Below are 23,689 nucleotides of genomic sequence, written 5' to 3' on the forward strand. Positions count from 1 at the left end.
GTGGCGCGGTTGACGGGACTCGAACCCGCGACCCCCGGCGTGACAGGCCGGTACTCTAACCAACTGAGCTACAACCGCCCGCTGCCGATCCCCGTGCGGGGCGTCGTGAGGCCGGGTTCTAGAAGCGCGCGGGGGGGGCGTCAAGCTGTTCCGCGCAAGACTTTCGCGTTTTTTCGCCGGCGCGCGCGGATGACGGCAACGCAGGGGTGAGTCGGCCGCTGCGCAGGGCCCGCCGGGAGATGCGGACCGGGGGGCGCTTTCATCTCCGTCGGCCTGGTTGGGTAATCACAAGGCGCTTCACCTTTTGCAACTTCACGCGCCCGCCCCGCGCATCGGATTGTGCGAAACCGGCAACAGCTTGCAGGCCCGCGTCGCCCCGGCCCCGCAAGGCCTTGCCGCCGCATCGGGCGAGTGAAATCAACGCCTTCAGCATTGATTGGTTCGCCAAGGCCTGGGGGGCAAGGGTGATTACGAGACGAAACCTGATCCTTGGATCGGGGGCCGCGATCGCGGGCGGGGCTTGGCTGGCACCGGGAACGGCGCTGGCCGCTTCGAGCACGATCGCGCTGCCCGACGATCTGGATATTGAGCGCCTGATCACCGTCACCGGTGCATCGACGCAGGCCAGGACGGTGGCGATGACCTTCGACGATGGCCCGCACCCGGCCTACACCCCGGCGCTGCTCGACATCCTCAAGGCCCGGCGGATCCGCGCCAGCTTCTACGTGATCGGGCGCAACGTCGCGCGCTACCCCGATATCGTGAAACGGATGGTCGACGAGGGCCACGAGATCGGCAACCATTCCTGGCAGCACCCGTTGCTGTCGCAACTGGGCAAGGCCGCGGTGCTGCGCGAGCTCGACCGCACCTCCGAGGCGGTGTTTCGCGCGGTGCAGCGGATGCCGGTGACGATGCGCCCGCCCTACGGGGCGCTCACGAAAGACCAGCGCGCGATGATCCACAAGGAACGCGAGATGCCGACGATCCTGTGGTCGGTCGACCCGGAAGACTGGCGTCGCCCGGGTTCGAGCGTGGTGGCCGACCGCATCGTCGGCGGCGCGCGCCCCGGCGCAATCATCCTCAGCCACGACATCCACAAGCCCACGGTGCAGGCCATGCCCGCCGCCCTCGACGGGCTGATCGAGCGCGGCTACCGCTTTGCCACCGTCTCGATGATCCTCGGCCAGCGCGACTGGTCGAAGCTGCGCTGGCGGCTGCCGAAGGTGGCGAAAAGCTGAAGCGCCGGTGATGGCGGCTGATCGCCCCCCCCCGGCATCCTCGGCGACCCTTGATCAGGATGCCTGGCTGTAGCGGGCGCCGTTGGAAAGATAGGCATCATAGGCACTGGCGATGATCCGGGTCAGAGGTTTTCCGCCAGGTTCGATCGACAGCGATCCTTCGTCCATGACCACGTCATCGGCGTATCGTGCGGCCACCATCGCGTGGATCGGGTCGAGCTGCGATGCCGCCGGTCCGAAATCGCGCTCGAGCGCCGCGCGGTCGATCCGGAAATCGCACATCAGCATTTCGATCGCCCGGCCGCGCAACCGGTCATCCTCGGTCAGGACGTGCCCCTTGGTCCCCGCGAGGTTGCCAGCGGCAACCCGCTGCGCATAGGCCGCCGTCGCCGGCGCGTTCTGAACGTAGCCGTCGGGCAGCCGCGAGATCGACGAGGCCCCGAGACCGATCAAGGTTGCGCAGTCGTCTGCGGTGTAGCCCTGGAAATTGCGCCTCAGCCTGCCGTCACGCTGTGCGCGGGCCAAGCCGTCCTCCGCCGTGGCGAAATGGTCGATGCCGATCGGGGTCATCCCGGCCGCTTCGAAACGCGCACCGGCAAGCCGGGCCAGCGCGTGGCGCGCGTGATCGCCGGGCAAGGCCGCTTCGTCGATCATCTTCTGCCGTTTCGACATCCATGGCACATGCGCATAGCCAAACAACGCCACCCGATCCGGGTTGAGGGTCAGCACCTTGGCCACCGTGTCGGCCTGGCGGGCCTGGCTCTGGTGCGGCAGACCGTAAACCAGGTCGGTGTTGAGCGAGGTGACCCCGGCGGCGCGCAGATCGTCGACACAGCCACGCGTGACATCGAAGGGTTGCGCGCGCCCGATCGCCGTCTGCACGATCGGGTCGAAATCCTGAATGCCGATCGAGGCACGGGTCATGCCCTGTTCGGCGAGGGCGGCGATCTTGTCGCGATCCACCATGGTCGGGTCGATCTCGACCGAGAATTCGCAGTCGTCGGTGGGCGGAAACACCCGCTTGATGGCCTCCGCGAGGCGGTGGATCATCCGGGGCGGCAGGATTGTCGGCGTGCCGCCGCCCCAATGCAGACGCCCCATGCGCAGACCTGCGGGAAGCGTGTCCCGGACGAGAGCAAGTTCCGCTTCGAGAGACTCGAGATAGCTTTCGACCGGGCTCAGCGTCTTGGTGCCCTGGGTCCGGCAGGCGCAGAACCAGCAAAGCCGTTCGCAAAAGGGAATGTGGATATAGACCGAAACCGGCTGCGCCGGGTCCAGACCGGACAGGGCGGCGTGCTGGAAGGCGGCGCCGGTCTCGGTGGAGAACACCGGCGCGGTTGGATACGAGGTGTAGCGGGGCACCCGGGCGTCAAAGAGGCCGAGGGATTCGAGGCGTTCGATCTGTTTCATGCCGCCATCATGTGCCCGAGGGGCCCGGCGGAAGTTGCGCCGCAACAAACTCTTGCGCGTTTTCGTGATACCGCGGCGCGGGGGGCGGTGGCGGTTGGCGACCGAACCATTGCAGTCACCCGATCCCAAGGCCTCCCGGCAGATCCGGTTGCAGATCACGGGGTCTTCCCGGGTCTGGGCCGCAGCAGCATGGGGCCATAGATCAAGGCAAAGCCTGCGAACGCGGCGAGCCACAACAGACCCGACAGGTAGCTCAGGTCCGGGTTCACCGACGTGAAGAAACGGGCGGCCACCGATCCGAAGAGGCAAAGATAGATCGCCAGCGTCGCCCGTCCCGCGACCAGCACGCGCCCGGTATGTCCAAGCGTCGCCCGGGTCATGACCGCCAGCGTCATCGCGCCGATCGTTCCCGACATCCACAGATGCTGCGCGCCTGCGGTGACGAGATTGCCAAGCAATTGGTCGAGCCCGAGCGCGAAGGCACCCATGGGAATGAAGCCGTAGGAAACATGCAGCACCCAGACCAGCGGTTCGCCACGCGTGTGATGCCCCTGCCACCGGGCCAGGCGGAGCAGGTGCAGGGCGCCGAGCACGATCAGGGCCATCGCGGTGATCTGCGCAAACGGCCAGACCACCCACAGCAAAAGACCGGGAAGGCTCAGCACCAGCACCAGCCTGTCAAGGCGCTGCATCGGCGGTGCCGGGCGCGCTTGCCGGTTTTCGCGCGCCAGCCAGTTGCGGGTGAAGGATGGAATGATACGGCCCCCGATCACCGCGATCATCATGATCGCCGTTGCGACGCCCAATCGCAGGCCGATGCCCTGTGCGGCAAAGCCGCCATTCAGTGCCTCAAGGTGGAACAGGGCATTTGCGGCCGAAAAGACCGCGAGCAGCGCCAGCACGGTCAGGTTGTGCCAGTTCTTCCCGGCGATGATCTCGCGCAGGATCACCGCAGCCAGCGTCAAGGGGAATGCGAGATCAACGAGTGGCGCGACCGCGAGCGGAAGACCGGCCGAAACCATCACCGCGATGCGACCGGCAACCCAGAGGCCAAACAGCGCGGCCAGCCGCCAGCCGACCATGGGCAGCCGTCCGGTCCAGTTCGGCACCGCCGTCAGCACGAAGCCCGCGAGAACCGCACCGAGATAGCCGAACAGGAATTCATGCGCGTGCCATGACACGGCATCAAACCGCGTCGGCAGTTCGATGGTCCCCGCCAACGCCGCCAGCCACAGGAGCATCGCCACGAATACCCAGACCGGCCCGAACAGAAAGAACGGGCGAAACCCGAAGCTGAACAGCGCCGGCCCCTGCCAGGCGCGCATTTGCTCTGCCGATGTTCGTGCCATCCCGGGCCTCCATGCCCCTGGTGCCGCGTCCCGGAGCTTGTTCCGTCATCGGAACCGCTTCGCCGCACCCGTTTGCCGCGATGTTGGACATGCAGCCTCAGCTCTCGCGCCGCGTCGTGCGCGCTGGTGTCATTCGGGCGCGGGCTTTGCGTCCGCCACGTCCATCAGGTGGCGGATGTGGCGGGCAAAATACCACGTCGCGGGTGCGCCGATGACACAGCCGATCCCGATCGACCAGGCCGTTGACGCGACGGGCCCGCCGACCCAACTGAAGATCAGCGAGGCGAAGAACACGTTGACCGCCGCCGCCCCTGCCCCGAACGGGTAAAGCGCGAAGGCGATCCGTGTCGTGGACCACCCTTGCCCGGTCATCTGCGGACCACCAGCCGGTGAACCAGCACAAGCGCCGCGATCAGCGCGACGCTGCTCAGGGCGAACCAGATTTCCGCGGTGGCCGATTGGGCCTGCGGAATCGGTCGGTCAAAGCTCTTGGCCAGCGCGGGCGATGCCAGCATCATCGCCATGAGCGGGGTGAGAATACGCATGTCAGGTCTCCTGTGTCAGGGTGCGGTAGATATCGGGCAGCGATTTGGTCAGCCGCTCCGGGTGGGGCAGCAGGGTAAAGCCGCCACGGCCGAAGATGCGGGCGAACCAGTCCTGCCCGTCCTCGTCGATGATGATGCCATGCAGGCTCTGGCCGGCGTTGCGGGCTTCGCGGACGGCCTTGTGGCTGTCTTCGATACCGTGCTGGCCCTCGTAATGGTCAAGATCATTGGGCTTGCCGTCGGTCAGGACGATCAGCAGTTTTAGGGCGCTGGGGGCTTCGGCCAGTTGCGCGCTGACATGGCGGATGGCGGCCCCCAACCGGGTGTAGTGCCCCGGTTTCAGCGCACCGATGTTGGCGGTGATATCGGCCGACATCGGGTCCTTGAAATCCTTGCAGCGGGTCAGGAACACCCGATCGCGGCGCAGCGATGAAAACCCCCAGATCGCAAGCCGATCCCCGGCGGCGTCGATCCCACCGGCGAGGGCGGCCATCGCCTCGCGGGCGACCTCGATCACCGAGGTGTCGCCGATGCTGGCTTCGGTCGAGCGCGAGGTGTCGATCAGGAAGGCCACCGACAGATCCCGCTCGGTTTGCCGCGCCGATTGCCAGATCCGGTCGGAGCCGCGCCCGGTCGCCATCAGATCGGCCCGCGCGGTGAGCAGGGCATCGAGATCAAGCTCGGTGCCATCAACCTGGCGCGGTTGCAGGATGCGGCGCGGGCGCAGCGCCTCGAACTGGCGGCGCACTTCGCGCATCCGCCGTTGGTTCGGCACGAACGGCGGGCCTTCGGGTCTGGCCGGTGTGTCCAGCACCCGGCAATGGCCCTCCATGTAGCTGCGCGAGCGGTGATTCCATTCGGGGTATATGTGCTCCCCGGCCAAGGCCTCGTGATCGGCGTCGGCGGGCGACAGGTCGAGATGCAGGCGCAGGCGCGTGGCTGCCTTGCGGTCCTGCTTCGACAGGGTGATTTCGTCCTGATCGTCGGCCGCCTTCTGGGCGTTCTCTTCGTCGTCATCATCGACGCTGCGGTTGATGTTCATCGACTCGACCCAGGACAGGATCGACTCGAACCGGTGAATGATGAAGCTGTCCTTGCGGTTGTGCTGGTCCTGATCCTTGCGCTTGCCGAGCTTGCGGGTGGTGTGCGCCGCGTTGGGCGGCGGGGCTGCGGGATCGGCCTGTTCGTCGCCGGCGGCCTTGCCCGAGGACGGCAGGGCGAAGCGCAACCAGATCGGCACGGGGGCAAACGGCATGTGGGCCTTGCTGCCCGGATCGGCGGTCAGCACGGGGCAAGCGCCACCAAGCTGGTCGCGGATGGCGTTCTCGAAGATCGCCTCCTGGCGTGGCCGGACGAGGTCGAGCCGCGCGTCGAGGCAGAGTTGCGCCATCGCGCCATAGGAGGCGCGCAAGCCCGGACAGGCGGCGTAGACCGCATCGGACGCCGCGACATTGGCCCGGATCTGGGCGCAGTCCTGCAAGGGGCCGTCGCCCTCCAGAGCGTCAAGATCGGGCGCGCTCCGGGCGGCCATGGCGGTCAGCCAGAAATAGGCCGCCCGGTTCAGGGCCGGGTCGGGAAAGGCCGCGAGAAACGGCGGCAGGGTGAGGCGTTCGCCGTCGAATCCCGCAACCCATTCGCGGTCGCGCTCCGCTCCCAGCTTGCGCCGCAGCGGGCGGCGGTGGCGCGCCAGGGTCGGCGCGGCCTCGGCCAGTTCGACACCCGCCGCGCCCCCCAGCGCGCGGAACAGCACCGCGAGGCTGGGTCGCACCGAGGCAAGGGCGACCGCTGCCTCGGGATAGGAAATCTCCGCCCCGATCCGGCTGGCCATGTCGTGCCAGATGTTTCCGACCGTTTCTTCTGGGTCCATCAGGTCGAGGAGGTGCATGGCCGCTACCCGTAGATCGTCGCGACCAGGTCGCGCAGGGCCCGCTGAACGTCCGGTTCGTCGCTCAACGGCTCGATGATGGCGGCTTCAAGCGCCTGCTCGATCGCCATGGACCCGGCGATCAGCGTGGCCGCGTAGGTCAGAAGCCGGGTCGACACGCCCTCTTCGAGGTCCATCCCCGAAAGGTTCCGGATCGACTGCGCCAACCGCACCAGCGGTGCCACCCGCGCCGGCTCCAGCCGGCTTTCCCGGGCCACGACGGCAATTTCGGTCTCGGCATCGGGAAAGTCGAACGAGATCGACAGGAACCGCTGCCGGGTCGAGGGCTTCAGCCGTTTCAGCACGTTCTGGTAGCCGGGGTTGTAGCTCGCCACCAACATGAACTCGCGCGGCGCGACAAGTTCTTCGCCAGTGCGGTCGATCATCAGCGTCCGGCGGGTGTCGGTCAGCGGGTGCAGCACGACAGTGACGTCCTTGCGCGCCTCGACCACCTCGTCGAGATAGCAAATGCCGCCTTCCCGCACCGCGCGGGTGAGCGGGCCGTCAACCCAGACGGTCTCGCCCCCCTTGAGCAGGTAGCGCCCGATCAGGTCGGCCGCCGACAGGTCGTCGTGACAGGCCACGGTGTAGATCGGCTTGCCCAGGCGCGCCGCCATGTGTTCGACGAAGCGGGTCTTGCCGCAGCCGGTCGGCCCCTTCAAAAGAAGGGGCAAACCATTTTTGTAGGCCGTCTCGAACAGCTCGCATTCGCGGCCGGTGGGGTGATAGAACGGCAGGGTTGGCGAGGCTTGCATGTTCATCGCCTATTCTCCCGCAACGCGGTTGGCGGCACCGGGGGCAATCACCTCGGATTTCCGCACGACCAGGATGGAATAGATGAACAGGATCGCCCCGATCACCACGGCCAGTCCGGCCCCCCAGCGCATCAGGTAGAAGATCGACAGGCTGTCCTGCACCTCCATGTAGTAGTCACCGATGACGCGCTGCATATGGGTCTGGATGGTGCCCGCGAAGGTCAGCACGAAGGTCATGAAGGCCATGCCGCCGGTCATCAGCCAGAACGAGGCCATGTTGAGCACCTGGTTGTAGGGCGCGCGTTCGCGCAGCATCGGCATCGCGTAAGTGAAGACCGCGAGGTTCAGGGCCACGTAGGCACCGTAGAAGGCAAGGTGGCCGTGCGCGGCGGTGATCTGCGTGCCGTGGCTGTAGAAGTTCACCCCGTGCAGCGTGTGCAGGAAGCCCCAGACGCCGGCGCCGAAGAAGGCGACGGTGCTGGCCCCCAGCGACCACAACAGGGCCGCCTTGTTGGGGTGGTTCTTGCGCCCCTTCCAGACCATGACGAAGGCAAACGACATCATCAGGAAGAACGGGATCACCTCGAAGGTCGAGAAGATCGAGCCGACCCACTGCCAGTACCCCGGCAGACCGATCCAGTAAAAATGGTGCCCGGTGCCAAGGATGCCGGAGAACAGCGCGGTGGCAACGATGACGTAGAGCCACTTTTCCACCACTTCGCGGTCAACGCCGGTCAGCTTGAGCAGCAGGAAGGCGAGGATCGACGCCATCACCAGTTCCCAGGTCGCCTCGACCCAGAGGTGCACGACGAACCACCAATACATCTTGTCGAGGCTCAGGTTGTCGGGGTTGATGAAGGCAAAGACCCAGAGCAGCGACAGGAGCCACATCCCCATGAGGAGGACGTTGGCGATTGCCGTCTTCTTGCCGGAAAGAACGGTCATCGAGATGTTGAGCAGGAATATGAGCGCGGCCACGAGGATGCCGAACTTGACCCAGAGCGGCTGTTCAAGGAATTCGCGCCCGCCGTGGATGCCGACAAGGTAGGAACCAACGGCCCCGAGCGCGCCGACGACGAGGATGATCAACTGCGCATAGGCCAGTTTGGGCGACCATATCTCGCGTTCGGACTCCTCCGGGATGAGAAAGTAGGCCGCTCCGAAGAAGCCCAGCAGAAGCCAGACGATCAGCGCATTGGTATGGATCATGCGGATCACGCTGAAGGGCACGATCTCGGCCAGGAAATTCGGCGAGACGTAGACCCAGCCTGCCAGCAACCCGCCCAGCACCTGAACGGCGAACAATGCGAGCGCGGCGAGGAAGTACCAGTACGCCACTTTCTGAGATTGGTATTTCATATCTTAATCTCCTTAACCGGCGTCATTGGGCGGCCAGCCCTGCGTGTCTGTCTGATCTGCCCAGCGCAGGAATTCCGCGAGACCGCGAATGTCTTCGTCGCTGAGATTGAAATTCGGCATCTGGCGACGGCCTTCAACGCCACTGGGTTGGCTTTCCATCCAGCCCTTGAGAACTTCGAACGCATCCTCCGGGCTGTCTTGCACACCCCAGCGGGTCATCACGTTGCCAACCTCGGGGGCGAAATACGCGCCCTCGCCATGCAGGCTGTGACAGTTGATGCAGGAGTTCTCCTCCCACACATGCTTGCCGTGAACGACCTCTTCGCTCAGCGGCATGCCCGCTGTCGAGACGGTCACCACGTATCGGTGGGAATGGACGGTCATCGCCACGAAGATCACGACAAAGAAGATCGAGCCTCCGTAGAAGATGTTGCGCGCCCGCGATTTGGTTAAGATTTCAGCCATTCTGCGGCCTCCTGAAGTTCGGGATGGCCCTGTCTAGGCAGGCTGGTGCTGGCGAAGTTTGCGCCAGCGCAATGTTTGGTGCGATTGAAGCTCTAGGATGGTCCGGGAAAGGAGCCTGTCATGCGCGCCCCCCGACTGGACGATCCGGACCTGCCGCTGGCGGACCTGATGACCCACTGGCCCGGAACGATCCCGGTCTTTGTTCGGCACAAGATGCTTTGCGTCGGGTGCCTGGTCAGCCCGTTTCACACGGTTTCGGACGCCTGTGCCGAGTACCGACTGGATGAAGAGTTGTTTCTCGCAGAGTTGCGCATCGCCGCCGACGCGCCGTAGCCCGGCTCAGCCCTGGCCGAGAACCACCAGCGCGTGCGGGTCACACACGGTGATGCGCTTGCGCTTGCTGAGCACCAGCCCGCGCTTTTCCCATCCACTCAACAGGCGGCTCACGGTGTGCAGCGTGGTTGCCGTCAGTTCCGACAGGTCGTGGCGGGTGATCGGAAAGTCGATCTCGATCCCGCCCTCGACCTTGCGTCCGGTCTGGTTGATCAGGCGCAGGAGCGCGTTGGCAACGCGCTGCTCCACCTGCTGGGTGGCCAGTTCCACGATGCGCGTGTTCATCTCGCCAACCCGGTGGCCGACGGTCTTGTAGGTTTCGGTGGCAAACCCGTCATACTCGGCGACGAAGGTATCCCAGAGCCGCGTTGGCCAGCTCAGAACGATGGATTCCGTCGCCGTCATCGCCGTGGCCGGATAGGTGTCGCGCCCGATCGCGCGCGCGATGCCGAGAAGTTGGCCTGCCGGAATATGCAGCGCCGTCACCTGCTCGCCGGTGGCGGTGATCCGGACCACCCGGACATAGCCATCGAGCAGCATGTAGAAGCGATCGGCGGGATGACCCTCCCTGAAAACCGCGACCCCGGCCTCGTAGCGCCGCGAGGTTGCCTGATCCAGAATCGTCCGGATCTGCCGTTTCTCAAGGCGCGAGAACGGCGGCAGGTGCGTCAGCAGGCTTTCATCAAGCCGCGGCAGGGTCTTGCGGGTCGGATGGTCATTCATGGCATGTCTCTTGCCACAATTCGGTTGCCAAGACCACGGCCAGATCACCCCGCGGCGCAGATGCAATCGTGCAGAAGTTTGCTCCAGAGCAACATCCGGTGCCGCGCAATGACTAGTTTTCAGGTCAGGCAATCAAGCGATCTGAAAGGACAAGACATGATCCGCACATTGGCAACCGGTTTCGCACTCGCCGCCCTGATCGGCACATCCGCTTTTGCGGAAACCTTCGAAGTGCAGATGTTGAACAAGGGATCGGACGGCGAACGCATGGTGTTCGAGCCGGCCTTCGTTCAGGCCGCGCCCGGCGACACGATCCGGTTCGTGGCCTCCGACAAGAGCCACAACGCCGAGATCAACGCGGGCATGCTGCCCGAGGGTGCCGAGGAGTTTGCCGGCAAGGTCAACGAAGAATTCGAAGTTACGCTGGATGTCGAAGGCCTCTACGGCGTGATCTGCAAACCGCACTACGCCATGGGCATGGTGATGACCATCGCCGTCGGCGACACCGACGTGCCCGCCGATTTCTTCGCAGGCCGCGTGCCGCCGAAGGCCAAGGCACGTTTCGAAGCCCAGCTTGGCAATCTCTGATCCTTTTCCGGCGGCAGGCGCGATGCCTGCCACCACATTCAACCCCATGGAGGGAAACATGACCAGGTCCAACAACCCCGGACTCGTCAGCACCAGTCGTCGCAACGTTCTTTGGGGCTCGGTTCTTGCCGGTGCCGCCGCGATGACGGGGGCCGGCTCAATGGCCGCGGTGCGCGCGCCGAAACTGGGCGCCATCAACACGAGCTCGGCAAAGTTGTACAAGGCCGCGGCAGAGAAAGCCGCCGCAACCACCGCCAAACCGGCGAACCTGTCCGGCTACACCCGTGTAAAACAGGAAATGGTCGCCCCGCCCTTCGCGCCGGTGCACGAACAGGTGGCAACCGGTGGCCCCAAGATCGTCGAGGTCACCCTGGAAACCACCGAGCGTTTGATGGTGGTCGACGAAGACACCGGCGCGTCGATCTGGGCGTTGACCTTCAACGGCTCGGTCCCCGGCCCGCTGATCATCTGCCACGAGGGCGACATGGTCGAACTGACCCTGCGCAACCCGGCCGACAGCATGATGGAGCACAACATCGACTTTCACGCCGCGACCGGGGCCCTGGGCGGCGGTGGCCTGACCCATGTCTACCCCGGCGAGGAAGCGGTGCTGCGCTGGAAGGCGACCAAGCCCGGCTGCTTCACCTATCACTGCGCCCCCGGCGGCGCGATGATCCCCTACCACGTCACCCACGGCATGAACGGCGCGGTGATGGTGCTGCCGCGTGACGGGCTCAAAGACAAGGACGGCAACCCGCTTCGCTACGACAGCATCGCCTATATCGGCGAGCAGGACTACTACCTGCCGAAAGACGAGAACGGCGACCACAGACATTACGAAGCCGCAGGCGATGATTACGCCGACAGTCTCGAAGCGATGCGGACGCTGACCCCGACGCATTCCGTCTTCAACGGCGCGGTGGGTGCCCTGACCGGAGAAAGCGCGCTGCGCTCAAAGGTCGGTGAGACCGTCCTGATGGTCCACAACCAGGCCAACCGGGATTCGCGCCCGCACCTGATCGGCGGCCATGGCGACTATGTCTGGGAAGCCTCCTTCACTGAAGCCCCGATGCAGGGCATGGAAACCTGGTTCGTGCGCGGTGGCAGCGCCGTGGCGGCTATGTACACCTTCGAACAGCCGGGTGTGTATGCCTACGTCAACCACAACCTCATCGAAGGTGTGATGCTGGGCGCGACCGCGCACTTCGTCGTCGAAGGTGAGTGGGACAACGAGCTGATGGAGCAGATCGTAGCACCTCGCTCCTTCGCGACCTGAGACCGTCCAGCACCCTGAAAGGACCAACCGATGACTGCCGCCGACAAACCTGCACCGCGTTTCAAAACGTCCCTGCGTCTGGTGCTTCCGGGTCTGTTGGCGGTCGTCGTCCTCTGGGGCGCGCTCGCGCAGCGCCCCCCGGACCCCGCCTTCAAGCCGGTGATGGCAGATCGCCCGGTGGTGCTGCCGGACGGCAGGTCGCTGCATGTTCAACGCCACGAGGTGACCATCGCGGAATGGAACACCTGCCACGCGCAGAAGGCCTGCACACTGGAATTGCGCGCCCGCGCCGATCAGGACCCCGCCACCACCCCGGCAACCGGCCTCAGCTATGTCGACGTGCAGGAATACATCGGCTGGATCAATGCCACGACCGGGCATGACTTCCGGCTGCCCACGGCGGATGAATGGGACCTGATGGCGGCCCCGGTGCTCCCCGACGCGCCCGATCCGCTGTTCTCCGACCCCTCGCTCTCCTGGGCCTCGGCCTACCTGACCGATGGCGTGGCCCCCCGCGCACTCAAACCCCAGGGCAGTTTCTCGACCTCACCCGAGGGCATCGCCGATCTCGACGGCAGCGTCTGGGAATGGACGCAAGATTGCTACGCCGGGGCTTCCGAAGGCATCGACCCGGCGCGCTGCCCGGCGTTTTTCGTGGGCGGGGAACACCTTGCCGCGGTGCCCTTCCTGGTCCGCGACCCGGCCCGTGGCGGTTGCGCCGTCGGCACGCCGCCCGCGCATCTGGGCATGCGACTGGTGACGGACGACGCGTTCTGACCAGCGCAAGCACCAGAAAGAAGTCCCTGAAATCCTAAGACTTTTGAGAACCGGGACGGCGTCTCAGGTTCAACGAACCAAGGAATGCGTCGCATCCCTTCGATACGAGAAGAACGACACGGGCAAACAGGGGGTGACGTGGTGGGTGATGAGGGACTCGAACCCCCGACATCTTCGGTGTAAACATCTCACCCCCGGCGCAAGCTGTTGTTTTCCTGCGCAGGGAGCGCTTTATTTTGGGGGTCCGAGGGGTGTCTTCGCAACCTGGTCAGGTTCACGCAGGTTCAATGAACCCGGGAACGCTTCGGTATTCGACCGGTCGGCGCCGTCCTTCTATCGCTTGATCGCGCGAACGACTCCGATCGCCGCCGCGCCGCCGAAAAAGAACGTCACGATAGTGATCTGCGTGACCATGAGGCTTTGGCAGAGCGAATCGGTGGCCCCCAGCCAGAGCAGCTTGTCCCAGACCAGCAGCTTGGCGGTGTAGACGATGAACGGCGCGGCCCATGCGGCTTGCACAATGGCGGTCAGCTTGCCGCCCAGGGCGCGCATGGCCTGCCGCTCCTCGATGCGGGCAATGTCCACCTCCGCCGCGATGCGCTCCTGTTCGGTCGTCGCGTCATTGCGCTGCTTGCGATGAACCTCCCGATCACCCTCCAGCCAGCCGTCGATGATCCCGGTGAAATTCAGCTTCGGCCGCTTCACTGGGGCCGTCCGCCGATTCCCGGACGGTGAAAATCCTCCCACCCTCCCTGCCACCAGAAAGGGTAAAGGTGGGCGACTTCTACGCCGCCCGTAGCAGGCTCATCCCACCGCTAACGTGGCCGACTTTTGCACCGCCGTTCCTACTCGTGAGATCACCCCCGGCACCTCCGCCTTAGGCGGACCAAGATCCCCCGACCCCGATGGCGCTTTTTCCGGGCGTTACTTGCGAAGCCCGATGTTCATCGCCATGCGCGGCGAAATCACCTGGTCGGAGACCTGGATATCCAGCAGCATCGACCCCTCGCCGCGGCGGAACTCCTCGATCAAGCCCGGCAGTGCCTCGAGCCTGTCGACGACGGCGCCGCGAATGCCGAAACCCTCGGCCATCCGGGCCAGGTCGTTGCGTCCATAGACCCCGCCCTTGTCGCTCAACCCGTCGGCGCGCAGCTTGTGGATCTCGGCACCATAGGCGCCGTCGTTCAGCACGCAGATCAGGATCTTCCAGCCCTGCAACCGAATGGTCTCCAGTTCCTGGATATGGACCATCAGCCCGCCGTCGCCTTCCAGCAGCACGGTCGGACGGTTGGGGCGGGCGGCGGCCATGCCGGCGGCATAGCCGAGACCGTTGCCGATCGCCCCGAACTCGCGGATCGTCAGGAAGGTGCCGGCCGGACGGTCGAGCATATGCGCCGAGAAAAACGACGAATGCCCCGAGGAATTGACGCAGCCCCAGTCCTTGGGGAGCGCCGCGTCGAGCGCACCGATCACCGCGCGCGGGTCGAGCGTGCCCTGCTCCACCGGGTATTCGAACGAGTCGATCGGTTCAGACCGCAGCCGGCGGGCATAATCCTCGGCCCCCCAGTCGGGCCAGTCGGGTGCGGGGCTTTCGGCCTCGATGGCGTCGGCGAGGGCCGACACGCCGAGTGCCGCATCCGCGGCAAGAAACAGCGCCGCCGTGGCCCGGCCGCGGGCGAGGCCAGTGGGGTGTTCGTCGATCTGCAACACTTTCTCCGGCGGGAACACCCGCCCGTGATCGCTGGTATAGCCGCGCAACGACGCGCCCACGGCGATGATCAGATCGGCGTTCTTCAGCGCGTCGCCGGTGGCCGGATGGCCGAAGCTGCCGGCCGAGCCGATGTCGCGCTTGTGGCCCGCGAACAGCCCGCGCATCGGCAGGGTCGTGGCGAGCGCCCCGTTCACCCGCTCTGCCAGCCGGATGCAGGCGTCCCGCGCGTCGGGGCCGCGGGCGCCGCGCCCGGCGATCACCACCACCCGGCGGGCGGCCCGCAGCCGGTCCACCGCCCGCGCGAGGTAATCCGGGTGCGGCCAACGCGGCCCGGCATCGGGCAGGAACGCGGTCGAGGGGGTGTATTCGCCCGGTGTCTCGACCTTTTCCTTCTGCAGGTCGAACGGCACGCCGAGCACCACCGGTTCGTTGCGGCTGCGAGCATGGTGAAACGCCTCGAGCACGCAGGCGTGCAGGCGGGCGGTGCTGTGGACCGGGATATAGCGCGCGCCCGTCGCCGTCACGATCGGGCCAAGGTCGATCGACTGGTTGTACCAGCCGCCGTGCAGCGGGCTTTCACCGGCAAAGATCACCAGCGGAATGCGGGCCTGCACCGCCGTCGCCAGCGCGGTCGAAATCTGGGTGACGCCGGGTCCGCAGGTGACCGAGGCCACCCCGACCGTGTCGGCCACCCGCGCATAGGCCGAGGCCATCGCGACCGCCGCATGTTCATGGCGCACATTGATCGTGCGGGTCCCCGGTGCCTCGGTATAGGCGGCTTCCCAATACATGTTGCCGTCGCCGGTGAGCGCGAAGACATCGGTGACTCCTTCCTTCACGAAAGCGTCGGCCAGAATCCGGTAGCATGGCGTGCCCATCAAGTCCCCCAAGGTTAACCCAATATATGGAAGCTTTCCCACAGGTGGCCCCGGTTCAAGCCTTGAAACCCTCTAGCATGTGAAAAAATCCTTGACAAGACGGCGTGGTCACGGGTTCTCATCGGGTAGGAGATGGCATTCCGGCAGGCTCGGCTTCCACCAGTTGGAAACCACCCGTGCCGGAGGAGGAAAGACCTGCGCATGCGCTCAATCCTGTCACCGCGGGACGTGCCGCCCCGCCGCGAGTCCTGCGGCAGTTCCGGGCGGGCCGGAACATGAATTCGGGCGCACAACCGGCACCGCCGCAGGCATCAACGGGGTCCACCGCGGCCGGCGACGGTGACGGCCGGATCGGTCGGCGTTCGGTCGCGGCGATCCCGCGACACTTCCGCCACCTGCTTGCACTGGACGATTTCGAACGCGCCGCCCGCCGCCGCCTGCCGCGCCCGCTGTTCGGCTATGTCAGCGGCGGGGTGGAAGAAGAGCGGTCGATGCGCACCGCCGCCACGGCCTATGACGATCATGTCTTTCTGCCGCGCTATTTCGCCGGTGTCGCGGGCGTCAGCACCGCAACCTCGCTGCTGGGCGAGGAATGGGACGCCCCCTTCGGCATCGCCCCGATGGGGCTTTGCGCGCTCATGGGTTATCGCGGCGATCTGGCGCTCGCTAGCGCGGCGCGGGACGCGCGCATTCCGATGATCGTCTCGGGGTCGTCGCTGATCCCGCTCGAGGAGATCATGGCGGAGAACCCCCGCGCCTGGTTTCAGGCCTATATCCCAACCGGCGCCGACAGGCTGCGGGCCCTGCTCGACCGCGCGCGCGCGGCCGGTGTGGAAACGCTCGTCGTCACCGTCGATTCCCCTGTCGGGTCGAACCGCGAGAACAACATGCGCTCCGGCTTTTCGTCACCCCTGCGCCCGTCCCTGCGGCTCGCCTGGGACGGGGCAGTGCGCCCGCGCTGGCTGTTCGGCACCTTCCTGCGCACGCTCTGGCGCCACGGCATTCCGCATTTCGAGAACCTCTATGCCGAACGCGGCATTCCGATCATCTCGCGCAGCGTGCAAAGGGAGTTCGGGGGCCGTGCCCATTTCGCCTGGGAACATTTCTCCGAGATCCGCCGTCTCTGGCCGGGTCGACTGGTGGTCAAGGGCATTCTCCACCCGAACGATGCCCGCCGCGCCGTGGCCAGTGGGGCCGATGCGCTGGTGATCTCGAACCACGGCGGACGGCAGCTCGATGGCACTGTCGCACCGCTGCACGTCTTGCCGCATATCCGCGCGGCCCTGCCCGACGTGCCCTTGATCCTCGACAGCGGTATCCGCCGCGGCACCCAGGTGGTCAAGGCGCTGGCGCTCGGCGCGGATTTCGTGCTGCTGGGGCGGCCATTCAACTACGCCGCCACGCTCGGACAGGCGCCCTGCGTGTCCTATGCGATCTCGATCCTGCGGGGCGAAGTCGCGCGGACCCTCGCCCAGATCGGGCTGCGCCGCACCGACGAGCTTTCGCCCGACAACCTGGTGCCGCGCGGCCCGATCGCGCCCGGCACATTCGCCGAACCGGAGGCCCCCGATGCCCAGTGTGAGTGAACGCCTTGCCGCCGAGGTCGTCGCGATCGCGGCCGATGGCGGCCCCGGCGACAACGCCGATCGCGCCTTTTCGCGGACCTGCCTCGATTTCGTCACCTGCGCGTTGATCGGCGCCCGTCTGCCGGTGACCAAAGCCACCTACCGCGCCTTCGCCGCCACCGATCCGGGCCGGCATTCCACGCTGATCGGCAGCGGATTGCGGATGTCGCCGGCGGCGGCGGCCTTCGTCAACGCCACCGCCGCGCACGGGCTCGATTTCGATGATGGCCACACCCAGGCCGGCGGCCATCCCGGCGCCTCGGTCTTTCCCGCAACCTTCGCCATGGCCGAGCACTTGGGATCGTCTCCGGCCGAGGTGATCCGCGCCGTCGTCGCGGGCTACCAGGTCATGGTGCGGGTTGCGCGGATGATGCATCCGCATTCGGCTCGGACGGGTTGGCACAACACCGCCGTGGCCGGCACCTTCGGCGCCACCGCAGCCGTGGCGGTGCTGCACAGGATGAAGGCCGACCAGATCGCCCATGCCTTCGGCCTCGCCGGAAGCTTCGCCGGCGGGATCCTGGAATTTCTCGCGGAAGGCCCCGACAGCAAACGCATCCACCCCGGCATGGCCGCCCGCGACGGCATCGCCTGCGCGGCCCTCGCCGCGCAGGGCCTGACCGGGCCGCGCGAGGTTTTCGAGGGGCGGCATGGCGTATTCAACGCCTTCATCGCCGGCGCGGGCGACCCCGGCGCGCTCGATACCCCCGGCATCGCCATCGAAACCGCCTATTTCAAGCTGTACCCCTGTTGCCGCCACTACCATGCCGCGATCGACGGGCTTCTCGACCTGAGAGCGCAGATCCGCGACCCGATGCGCGATGTGGCGGAGGTGCGTCTCGGCCTCTACGGCGTCGCGGTGCGCGGCCACGATCACAAGCAGGCGGCGACGATGCTGTCGGCCCAGATGAGTGCCCCGATCGCGGCGGGCCTCGCGCTTGTCGACGGGGGCGTCACGGTGCCGGGTTTCGCGCCCGAAACCCTTGAGCGACCGGAGCTGACAGCGATGATCAACCGGGTCGAGACCGCCGTGGATGCAACCTGCGAGGAGGAGTATCCCGGCTGCCGTTCGGCTCATGTCGAAATCGCGCTCACGGACGGGCGCCGCCTCGAAACCCGGATCCGCGATCCCCGGGGCGAAGGCGCGAACCCTCTGGCCGACGAGGATCTCGACATCAAGTTCCGTGCCAATTGCACGCCGCTTCTCGGTGCCGCCCGCGCCGAAGCCGCGCGCGGGCTGATCTGGAACTTCCGGCAAACCCCCGATGCCCTCGGGTCGCTGCTCGGCCTGCTTGCGCCCCAATCTGACGGAGAATGACATGCCCCCCAGCATTGCGATCATCGGTTATGGCGAGGTTGGCCAGATCTGGGCCGAAGCCCTGCGCGCCGGTGGTGCGCCCGTCGCCACCTACGATATCCTGTTCGGCCAGCCCGTCGCCGCGGCGCGGGTGGCACGGGCCGGCGACCTCGGCGTGCGGATCGCGGCCAATGCCGCCGACGCGGCCGACGGCGCGCAGATCGTAATCTCGGCGGTCACCGCCGACCAGGCCCGCGCGGTTGCGGAGGAGGCCGCAGGCTACCTGCGGCCCGGCCAGACATTTTTCTGCATCAACTCCGCCGCCCCTGAAACCAAGATCGCCGCGGCCGCGGCCATCACCCCAAGTGGCGCGCATTTCGTCGAAGGCGCCGTGATGGCCACGGTGCCGGGGCCCGGTCTCGGGGTGCCGATCCTCGGCGGCGGGGTACATGCGCCGGACCTGGCAGCAAAGCTCAACCCGCTCGGCATGAACATCACCCCGGTGGCCGGCGGCACCGGCCGCGCCTCGGCGATGAAGCTGTGCCGCAGCATTGTCATCAAGGGACTCGAGGCGATCATGATCCAGTCGCGCGAAAGCGCCCGCCACTGGGATGTCGAGGCCGAGGTCTTTGCAAGCCTCGCGCGCAGCTATCCCGGCATGGACTGGCCCGAACTGGCCGAAAAGATGCACGGCCGCGTGGTGCTCCACGGCCGCCGCCGCAGCGCTGAAATGCGCGAGGCCGCGGCGATGACCGACGCCATCGGGCTCGGCGACAGCCTCTGCCGGGGCATTGCGGATGTGCAGGCCGCCTTTGCCGGGAAGAAATGAGACCCGCCGCCGCCTTCCCGCCGGCGGCGACGTCGGCCGCCCTGCGCAGCGGTGCCCTGCCCCTTGCCAACCATGTCGACGCGATCCTTGAACGGGTCGACCGCGCCGAGCCGGAGTTGCAGGCGCTGTTGTCCGAACCCGGACGCGCCGCGCGGCTGCACCGCGCGGCCAAGGAACTTGCCGAGACCTGGCCCGACCCAACCGGGCGCCCGCCGCTCTTCGGCCTGGCCGTCGCGGTCAAGGACAATATCCGGGTCGACGGTCTGCCGACCCGCGCCGGGTCGCGCCTGCCGCCCGAGACCTTCGCCGGCCCCGAGGCGACGGTGATCACCCGCCTGCGGGCGCAAGGCGCGTTGATCCTCGGCAAGGCGGTGACCACCGAGTTCACGCTGGGCCAGCCCGGCCCGACCCGCAACCCGCGCGACACCGCCCATACCCCCGGCGGGTCGAGCAGCGGTTCGGCAGCGGCGGTTGCGGCGGACTATTGCCCGATCGCGCTCGGAACCCAGACCGGCGGCTCGGTGATCCGCCCGGCGGCCTATTGCGGCATTGTCGGGTTCAAACCCGGTTTCGGCCGCATCGCCGTGGCGGGGATCGTGCCCTATGCCCCGTCGCTGGATCACGTCGGGATCTTCACCGCCGACGTCGCTGCCGCCGACGCCGTCGCCGCATGGCTTTGCGATGGCTGGGACGCGCTCCGGGTACAGGCGGCCCAGCGCCGCTTGCCGGTGCTCGGCATTACCAGCGGTGCGCTCATGGATCCGGTCGAACCGGCAGCGCGGCAGGCGTTCGAGGCGGTGCTCGCCCGGCTGGGCGCGCGCGGCTACGCCCTGCGCGAGGTCGACCTGCCGGCCGGTCTCGACACCTTGCGCGCCGAACGGCGCGATCTGGCGCTCGGCGAACTGGCACAGGTCCACGGCGACTGGTTTGCCCGCCACGAGGCCCTCTATTCCGACTACACTGCCATACGCATCCAAATGGGGCAGGACATCCCGCCTCGGCGGGTCGCGCAGCTGCGTGCCGGTCTGCCGGAACGGCGGCGCATCGCCGACGCCGATCTTGCCCGCGCCGGGGTCGATCTGCTGCTCTCGCCGGCTGCTCCGGGACCGGCGCCGGCGGGGATCGCATCGACCGGCAGTTCGATCATGAACCAGCCATTCACCTACACCGGCCAGCCCACCCTCAGCCTGCCCTGCGGCTGCCTTCCTGGCGGCCACCTACCGCTTGGCCTGCAGATCGTGGCGCCGAGGGGCGGCGACGAGGCGCTGCTTGGCTGGGCCGCGGATATCGAAACGGCGCTGGCCGCTGCCTGACCGTCATCGCCCGCGGGCCGCGTCACCCGCGTGCGGGCATCCCGCCGACCGCCAGATCGGCCGCCGCGAATTCGGCAAAGAAGTCTGCCAGCCGTTCGGCATAGAGGTCCAGCAACCGGGTGCCGGTCTCCAGCGTGGCCGCGGCCGGATCGCCGCTGTAGCCGACATCGCCGGCGCCATAGATCGACGGCCACCACGCCCCTGCCGCCACGATCGGATTGGCCTCGCCGCGCGCGGCGACCTGCGCCCCGCGAAACCGCGGGGCAAGGCCCGCCGCCCGCGCAGCAATCCGCGCCTGCGCCTCCGGCGCGCTCAACGCCAGCATCAGCGCGGTCTCGACCTCGCCGGCATGGGTGACGCCGCGTGCGTCGCCCTGCAACAGCGCCATCGCCTCCTTCATCGCCGGGGCGAAGTAATCCACCACTCCCACGGCGCGGCCGCAGGTGACGAATTCCGCGGCGATCGCCATCAGCGGGCCGCGGTTGCCGCCATGCCCGTTCACCAGCAATTGCCGCGCGAACCCCGCCCGCGCGATGCTGCCGGTCAGATCGTCGAGCAGCGCCCGCAAGGTTCCAAGCTGCAAGGTCAGCGTTCCCGGCCAGGCCCCGTGATGCGGTGAAAACGCCACGGGCACCGCCGGGGCCACCAGCACCGGGCAGCGCGACAGCCTCGCCGCCCGCACCGCGACCTCGGAGGCCGTTCTGGTATCGGTCCCGGTGGGCAGGTGGCCGGCATGCTGCTCGGTCGCGCCGACCGGGATCACCACCAGAGCGCCGACCTCCGCCGCGGCCGCGATCTCGTCCCGGGTCAACTCGGCCCACAGGGGCGACGGCAACGCGCCCGCGGCCTCCGCCATCACACCGGATCCCAGGGAAAGACGTGTTCGTTGCGCTCGAGCGGGTAGAAACTCGGCCGCAACGCCGGGATCGCATGGTCGGCCACGCTTTGCGGGGTCCAGCCACCGTCGCGGTGAATGCCGCGCATCGGGCGCGACTGGCTCATCAGGAATATCTCGTTCATCCGGGTGGCGAAGATCTGGCCGCTCACCCCTTCGGCCGCGGGGCTGGCCAGGTAGACCACCAGCGGCGCGTTCTTGTCGGGTGTCACCTGCTTGCGCTGCTCGATCCGGGCGCGATTTTCCGGCGTGTCCGGGATCGAGCTTGTCATCCGCGTCCAGGCCGATGGCGCAACGCAATTGGACCGAACCCCGAAACGCTCGGCATCGATGGCGATGGATTTCGACAGCGCCGCCAGCCCCGCCTTCGAGGCCGCATAGGCAGATTGCCCGAAATTCCCCGCCAGGCCGGAATTCGAGATGATGTGCACGAACGCCCCGGCGCCCTGTTCGCGCATCTGCGGAATCACCGCGCGGCTGACATAGAAAGCGCCGTTGAGGTTGACCTGGATCACCGCGTTCCAGTCTTCGGGTGTGAGCCGGTGGAAGATCGTGTCGCGCAGGATGGCCGCGTTGTTCACCACCGCGTCGATCCGGCCGAACGCCTCCATCGCGGCGCCGGCAAGGCCCTGCGCTCCGTCCCATTCGGCCACGCTGTCGCGGTTGGCGATGGCCACGCCCCCCGCCGCCCCGATCTCGGCCACCACCGTATCGGCGGGGTTCTCCGCCTCGGCATCGCCGCCAAGACCCACGCCGATGTCGTTCACCACGACCCGCGCGCCTTCGCCCGCCGCGGCCAGCGCGATCGCCCTGCCGATCCCGCGCCCCGCCCCGGTAACGATCACCACCTTGCCTTCCAGCAGCATCCCGACCTCCTCCTAAAGCGTGTCTTCCGTTCCGAAAATCACCGTGCACTGGCTCGACATCACGCCGCCGTTGCCATGCGCCAGCGCCAGCCCCGCACCCGGCACCTGGCGCGCGCCGCAGCCGCCCTGCAATTGCCGCACCGCCTCGATCATCCCGAGGATGCCCCACATGCCGGGGTGGCAATAGGAAAGCCCGCCGCCATTGGTGTTGACCGCAAGCCGCCCGCCGGGGGCCAGCGCACCGCCCGAAACGAAATGCCCGCCCTCGCCCTTGGGGCAATAGCCAAGATCCTCCAGAAACAGGATCGGCGTGATCGTGAACGCATCGTAAAGGATCGTCACATCCATCTCGTCGGGCCCGGTGCCCGCCATGGCGAAGGCGGCGGCGCCCGAGTGCACGGCCGCCGTCGTCGTCAGGTCCTCCATGCAGGAAATCGACTGGTGCGCGAGCGCAGTGCCATGGCCCAGAACAAAGACCGGCGTGACGCCCAGATCGCGCGCCCGGTCGGACCGAACGAGAACCATCGCGCCGCCGCCATCGGTCACAAGGCAGCAATCGCGCACCGTCAGCGGCGTGCTGATCATCCGCGCCGACAGCACCTCGTCGATGCCGAGGGGTTCTTTCTCCCAGGCCACCGGGTTGAGCAGCGCCCATTTCCGCGCCGCCACCGCGACTTCCGCCAGTTGCGCGCGGGTCGTGCCGTATTCGTGCATGTGCCGTGCCGCCGCCAGCGCATAGGCCGAGGTCGGCAGGATCGGGCGATACGGCGTCTCCCACGGGTTGACTTCGCGCGGGGCCGCCGCCGCGCGGCTGACGGAGCGCTGGGTGCTGCCATAGGCGATCACCGCGACGTCGCACAGGCCGGCATCCAGCGCCGCATGGGCATGGGCAAGATGCGCCTGAAACGAGGAACCGCCGATATTGGTGCCGTCGAAGTAGCGCGGCTTCAGGCCGAGGTATTCGGCGAGGGCCAGAGGCGCCATCCGCAGTTGCGACGTGGTGGCGAAAAGGCCGTCCACATCCTCCAGCCGCAAGCCGCAGGCGGCCAGCGCCCGGCTCACCGCCTGCGCCATGAGATCGGCCGGGGAGGTGTGATCCGGCACCCGGCCGAGGTCTGATTCCGCCACGCCCACCACGGCGACACTGCCGCGCGCGCTCATGCCTCCCCCTCCGCCAGCGTGAAGATCGGGAGCGGCGGGCCGTCCGGATCGAGCGCCCGGAAGCCCACCCGGACCCGGGTGCCGATCGCAACGGTTGCGGGGTCGTCGGCATCGACACGGGCCATCATGCGAAACCCCTCGTCGAGATCGACCAGCGCCAGCGCGAAAACCGGCTCGCCGCGCGGATGCACCAGCGTCACCGAATGCACCGCGCCCAGACCGTCGGACCGTGCCCATTCGAGCGGCTCGGACACCCCGGCCGGGGCCACCAGCCGGGGCGGAAACACCGCCTCGCCGTTGGCCCCACGCTGAAACGCCAGTTCGCCGCGCGCGGCGGCGTCCAGGAATCGCGCCCGTGGCGACATGGTTTCG

24 protein-coding genes and 1 tRNA gene are annotated in these 23,689 nt (G+C 67.2%); 9 read left to right on the plus strand and 16 right to left on the minus strand.

The window, feature by feature from the left end; translation table 11 throughout:
- Position 1 precedes the first annotated feature (1 nt).
- Positions 2-78, minus strand: a tRNA-Asp gene (locus B9Y97_RS00005).
- A gap of 386 nt (positions 79-464) precedes the next feature.
- Here B9Y97_RS00005 and B9Y97_RS00010 point away from each other — a divergent pair.
- Complete coding sequence (locus B9Y97_RS00010; RefSeq protein WP_254900812.1) at positions 465-1,238, plus strand: polysaccharide deacetylase family protein; 774 nt, start codon at positions 465-467, stop codon at positions 1,236-1,238.
- 54 nt (positions 1,239-1,292) lie between these two features.
- Here B9Y97_RS00010 and hemN read toward each other — a convergent pair whose 3' ends face one another.
- The 8 genes from hemN to B9Y97_RS00050 form a co-directional block, all read right to left on the minus strand.
- On the minus strand, positions 1,293-2,648 hold the full coding sequence (hemN, locus tag B9Y97_RS00015) for an oxygen-independent coproporphyrinogen III oxidase (RefSeq protein ID WP_085524842.1): 1,356 nt from the start codon (positions 2,646-2,648) through the stop codon (positions 1,293-1,295).
- Positions 2,649-2,803: 155 nt separating this feature from the next.
- On the minus strand, positions 2,804-3,997 hold the full coding sequence (locus B9Y97_RS00020; protein WP_085524843.1) for an NnrS family protein: 1,194 nt from the start codon (positions 3,995-3,997) through the stop codon (positions 2,804-2,806).
- A gap of 129 nt (positions 3,998-4,126) precedes the next feature.
- The gene (locus B9Y97_RS00025) at positions 4,127-4,369 is read right to left on the minus strand and encodes an NnrT protein (RefSeq protein ID WP_085524844.1); all 243 of its coding nucleotides are present in this window, start codon (positions 4,367-4,369) and stop codon (positions 4,127-4,129) included.
- Complete coding sequence (locus B9Y97_RS00030; protein WP_085524845.1) at positions 4,366-4,542, minus strand: protein NnrT; 177 nt, start codon at positions 4,540-4,542, stop codon at positions 4,366-4,368. The genes B9Y97_RS00025 and B9Y97_RS00030 overlap by 4 nt, the downstream gene beginning before the upstream one ends.
- Before the next feature lies 1 nt (position 4,543).
- On the minus strand, positions 4,544-6,427 hold the full coding sequence (locus tag B9Y97_RS00035) for a nitric oxide reductase activation protein NorD (RefSeq protein ID WP_085524846.1): 1,884 nt from the start codon (positions 6,425-6,427) through the stop codon (positions 4,544-4,546).
- A 5-nt stretch (positions 6,428-6,432) separates the two neighbouring features.
- Positions 6,433-7,227: a CbbQ/NirQ/NorQ/GpvN family protein gene (locus B9Y97_RS00040; protein ID WP_085524847.1), complete on the minus strand. Its 795-nt coding sequence runs from the start codon at positions 7,225-7,227 to the stop codon at positions 6,433-6,435.
- Between the two features lie 3 nt (positions 7,228-7,230).
- Positions 7,231-8,580 (minus strand): cbb3-type cytochrome c oxidase subunit I, encoded by a 1,350-nt coding sequence (locus B9Y97_RS00045; RefSeq protein WP_085524848.1) that lies wholly within the window; start codon positions 8,578-8,580, stop codon positions 7,231-7,233.
- Positions 8,581-8,592: 12 nt separating this feature from the next.
- Positions 8,593-9,045 (minus strand): c-type cytochrome, encoded by a 453-nt coding sequence (locus tag B9Y97_RS00050; RefSeq protein WP_085524849.1) that lies wholly within the window; start codon positions 9,043-9,045, stop codon positions 8,593-8,595.
- Positions 9,046-9,165: 120 nt separating this feature from the next.
- On the opposite strand from B9Y97_RS00050, the gene B9Y97_RS00055 reads away from it, so the two are divergent.
- Complete coding sequence (locus B9Y97_RS00055) at positions 9,166-9,378, plus strand: DUF1858 domain-containing protein (protein ID WP_085524850.1); 213 nt, start codon at positions 9,166-9,168, stop codon at positions 9,376-9,378.
- A 6-nt stretch (positions 9,379-9,384) separates the two neighbouring features.
- On the opposite strand, the gene B9Y97_RS00060 is transcribed toward B9Y97_RS00055, so the two are convergent.
- Positions 9,385-10,101: a Crp/Fnr family transcriptional regulator gene (locus B9Y97_RS00060; RefSeq protein WP_139828169.1), complete on the minus strand. Its 717-nt coding sequence runs from the start codon at positions 10,099-10,101 to the stop codon at positions 9,385-9,387.
- Between the two features lie 156 nt (positions 10,102-10,257).
- On the opposite strand from B9Y97_RS00060, the gene B9Y97_RS00065 reads away from it, so the two are divergent.
- The 3 genes from B9Y97_RS00065 (at position 10,258) to B9Y97_RS00075 (ending at position 12,742) form a co-directional block, all read left to right on the plus strand.
- A complete protein-coding gene (locus B9Y97_RS00065) occupies positions 10,258-10,689 on the plus strand; it encodes a pseudoazurin (protein WP_085524851.1) in 432 nt (143 codons plus the stop codon).
- A gap of 58 nt (positions 10,690-10,747) precedes the next feature.
- Positions 10,748-11,965, plus strand: a complete 1,218-nt coding sequence (gene nirK, locus B9Y97_RS00070) for a copper-containing nitrite reductase (RefSeq protein WP_085528012.1) — start codon at positions 10,748-10,750, stop codon at positions 11,963-11,965.
- Positions 11,966-12,061: 96 nt separating this feature from the next.
- On the plus strand, positions 12,062-12,742 hold the full coding sequence (locus tag B9Y97_RS00075; protein ID WP_254900813.1) for a formylglycine-generating enzyme family protein: 681 nt from the start codon (positions 12,062-12,064) through the stop codon (positions 12,740-12,742).
- A 333-nt stretch (positions 12,743-13,075) separates the two neighbouring features.
- Here the strand turns inward: B9Y97_RS00075 and B9Y97_RS00080 are convergent, their stop codons facing one another.
- Positions 13,076-13,447 (minus strand): hypothetical protein, encoded by a 372-nt coding sequence (locus B9Y97_RS00080; protein WP_085524853.1) that lies wholly within the window; start codon positions 13,445-13,447, stop codon positions 13,076-13,078.
- A gap of 219 nt (positions 13,448-13,666) precedes the next feature.
- The gene (locus tag B9Y97_RS00085) at positions 13,667-15,331 is read right to left on the minus strand and encodes a thiamine pyrophosphate-binding protein (RefSeq protein ID WP_085524854.1); all 1,665 of its coding nucleotides are present in this window, start codon (positions 15,329-15,331) and stop codon (positions 13,667-13,669) included.
- A gap of 275 nt (positions 15,332-15,606) precedes the next feature.
- On the opposite strand from B9Y97_RS00085, the gene B9Y97_RS00090 reads away from it, so the two are divergent.
- The 4 genes from B9Y97_RS00090 to B9Y97_RS00105 are packed head-to-tail and all read left to right on the plus strand — an operon-like array spanning position 15,607 to position 20,395.
- Positions 15,607-16,917, plus strand: a complete 1,311-nt coding sequence (locus tag B9Y97_RS00090; RefSeq protein WP_085524855.1) for an alpha-hydroxy acid oxidase — start codon at positions 15,607-15,609, stop codon at positions 16,915-16,917.
- A complete protein-coding gene (locus B9Y97_RS00095; RefSeq protein ID WP_085524856.1) occupies positions 16,901-18,274 on the plus strand; it encodes an MmgE/PrpD family protein in 1,374 nt (457 codons plus the stop codon). The genes B9Y97_RS00090 and B9Y97_RS00095 overlap by 17 nt, the downstream gene beginning before the upstream one ends.
- Position 18,275: 1 nt before the next feature.
- Entirely contained in the window at positions 18,276-19,082 is an 807-nt protein-coding gene (locus B9Y97_RS17845) for an NAD(P)-dependent oxidoreductase (protein ID WP_176224247.1), read from the plus strand.
- Positions 19,079-20,395, plus strand: coding sequence for an amidase (locus B9Y97_RS00105; RefSeq protein ID WP_085524857.1), 1,317 nt, complete (start codon positions 19,079-19,081; stop codon positions 20,393-20,395). Before B9Y97_RS17845 ends, B9Y97_RS00105 begins: the two co-directional genes overlap by 4 nt.
- Positions 20,396-20,417: 22 nt before the next feature.
- Here the strand turns inward: B9Y97_RS00105 and B9Y97_RS00110 are convergent, their stop codons facing one another.
- From B9Y97_RS00110 to B9Y97_RS00125, 4 genes are read right to left on the minus strand one after another with little or no spacing between them, the layout of a single operon-like run.
- On the minus strand, positions 20,418-21,251 hold the full coding sequence (locus tag B9Y97_RS00110; RefSeq protein ID WP_085524858.1) for a creatininase family protein: 834 nt from the start codon (positions 21,249-21,251) through the stop codon (positions 20,418-20,420).
- Positions 21,251-22,156, minus strand: coding sequence for an SDR family NAD(P)-dependent oxidoreductase (locus tag B9Y97_RS00115; RefSeq protein WP_085524859.1), 906 nt, complete (start codon positions 22,154-22,156; stop codon positions 21,251-21,253). Before B9Y97_RS00115 ends, B9Y97_RS00110 begins: the two co-directional genes overlap by 1 nt.
- Before the next feature lie 12 nt (positions 22,157-22,168).
- Positions 22,169-23,317, minus strand: coding sequence for an acetyl-CoA acetyltransferase (locus B9Y97_RS00120; RefSeq protein WP_085524860.1), 1,149 nt, complete (start codon positions 23,315-23,317; stop codon positions 22,169-22,171).
- The gene (locus B9Y97_RS00125; protein WP_085528013.1) at positions 23,314-23,682 is read right to left on the minus strand and encodes a Zn-ribbon domain-containing OB-fold protein; all 369 of its coding nucleotides are present in this window, start codon (positions 23,680-23,682) and stop codon (positions 23,314-23,316) included. The genes B9Y97_RS00120 and B9Y97_RS00125 overlap by 4 nt, the downstream gene beginning before the upstream one ends.
- Positions 23,683-23,689: the final 7 nt, after the last annotated feature.

Origin of the sequence: Maritimibacter sp. HL-12 (assembly GCF_900177545.1) — a bacterium.
In the GTDB taxonomy this organism is placed as follows: Bacteria; Pseudomonadota; Alphaproteobacteria; order Rhodobacterales; family Rhodobacteraceae; genus Sinisalibacter.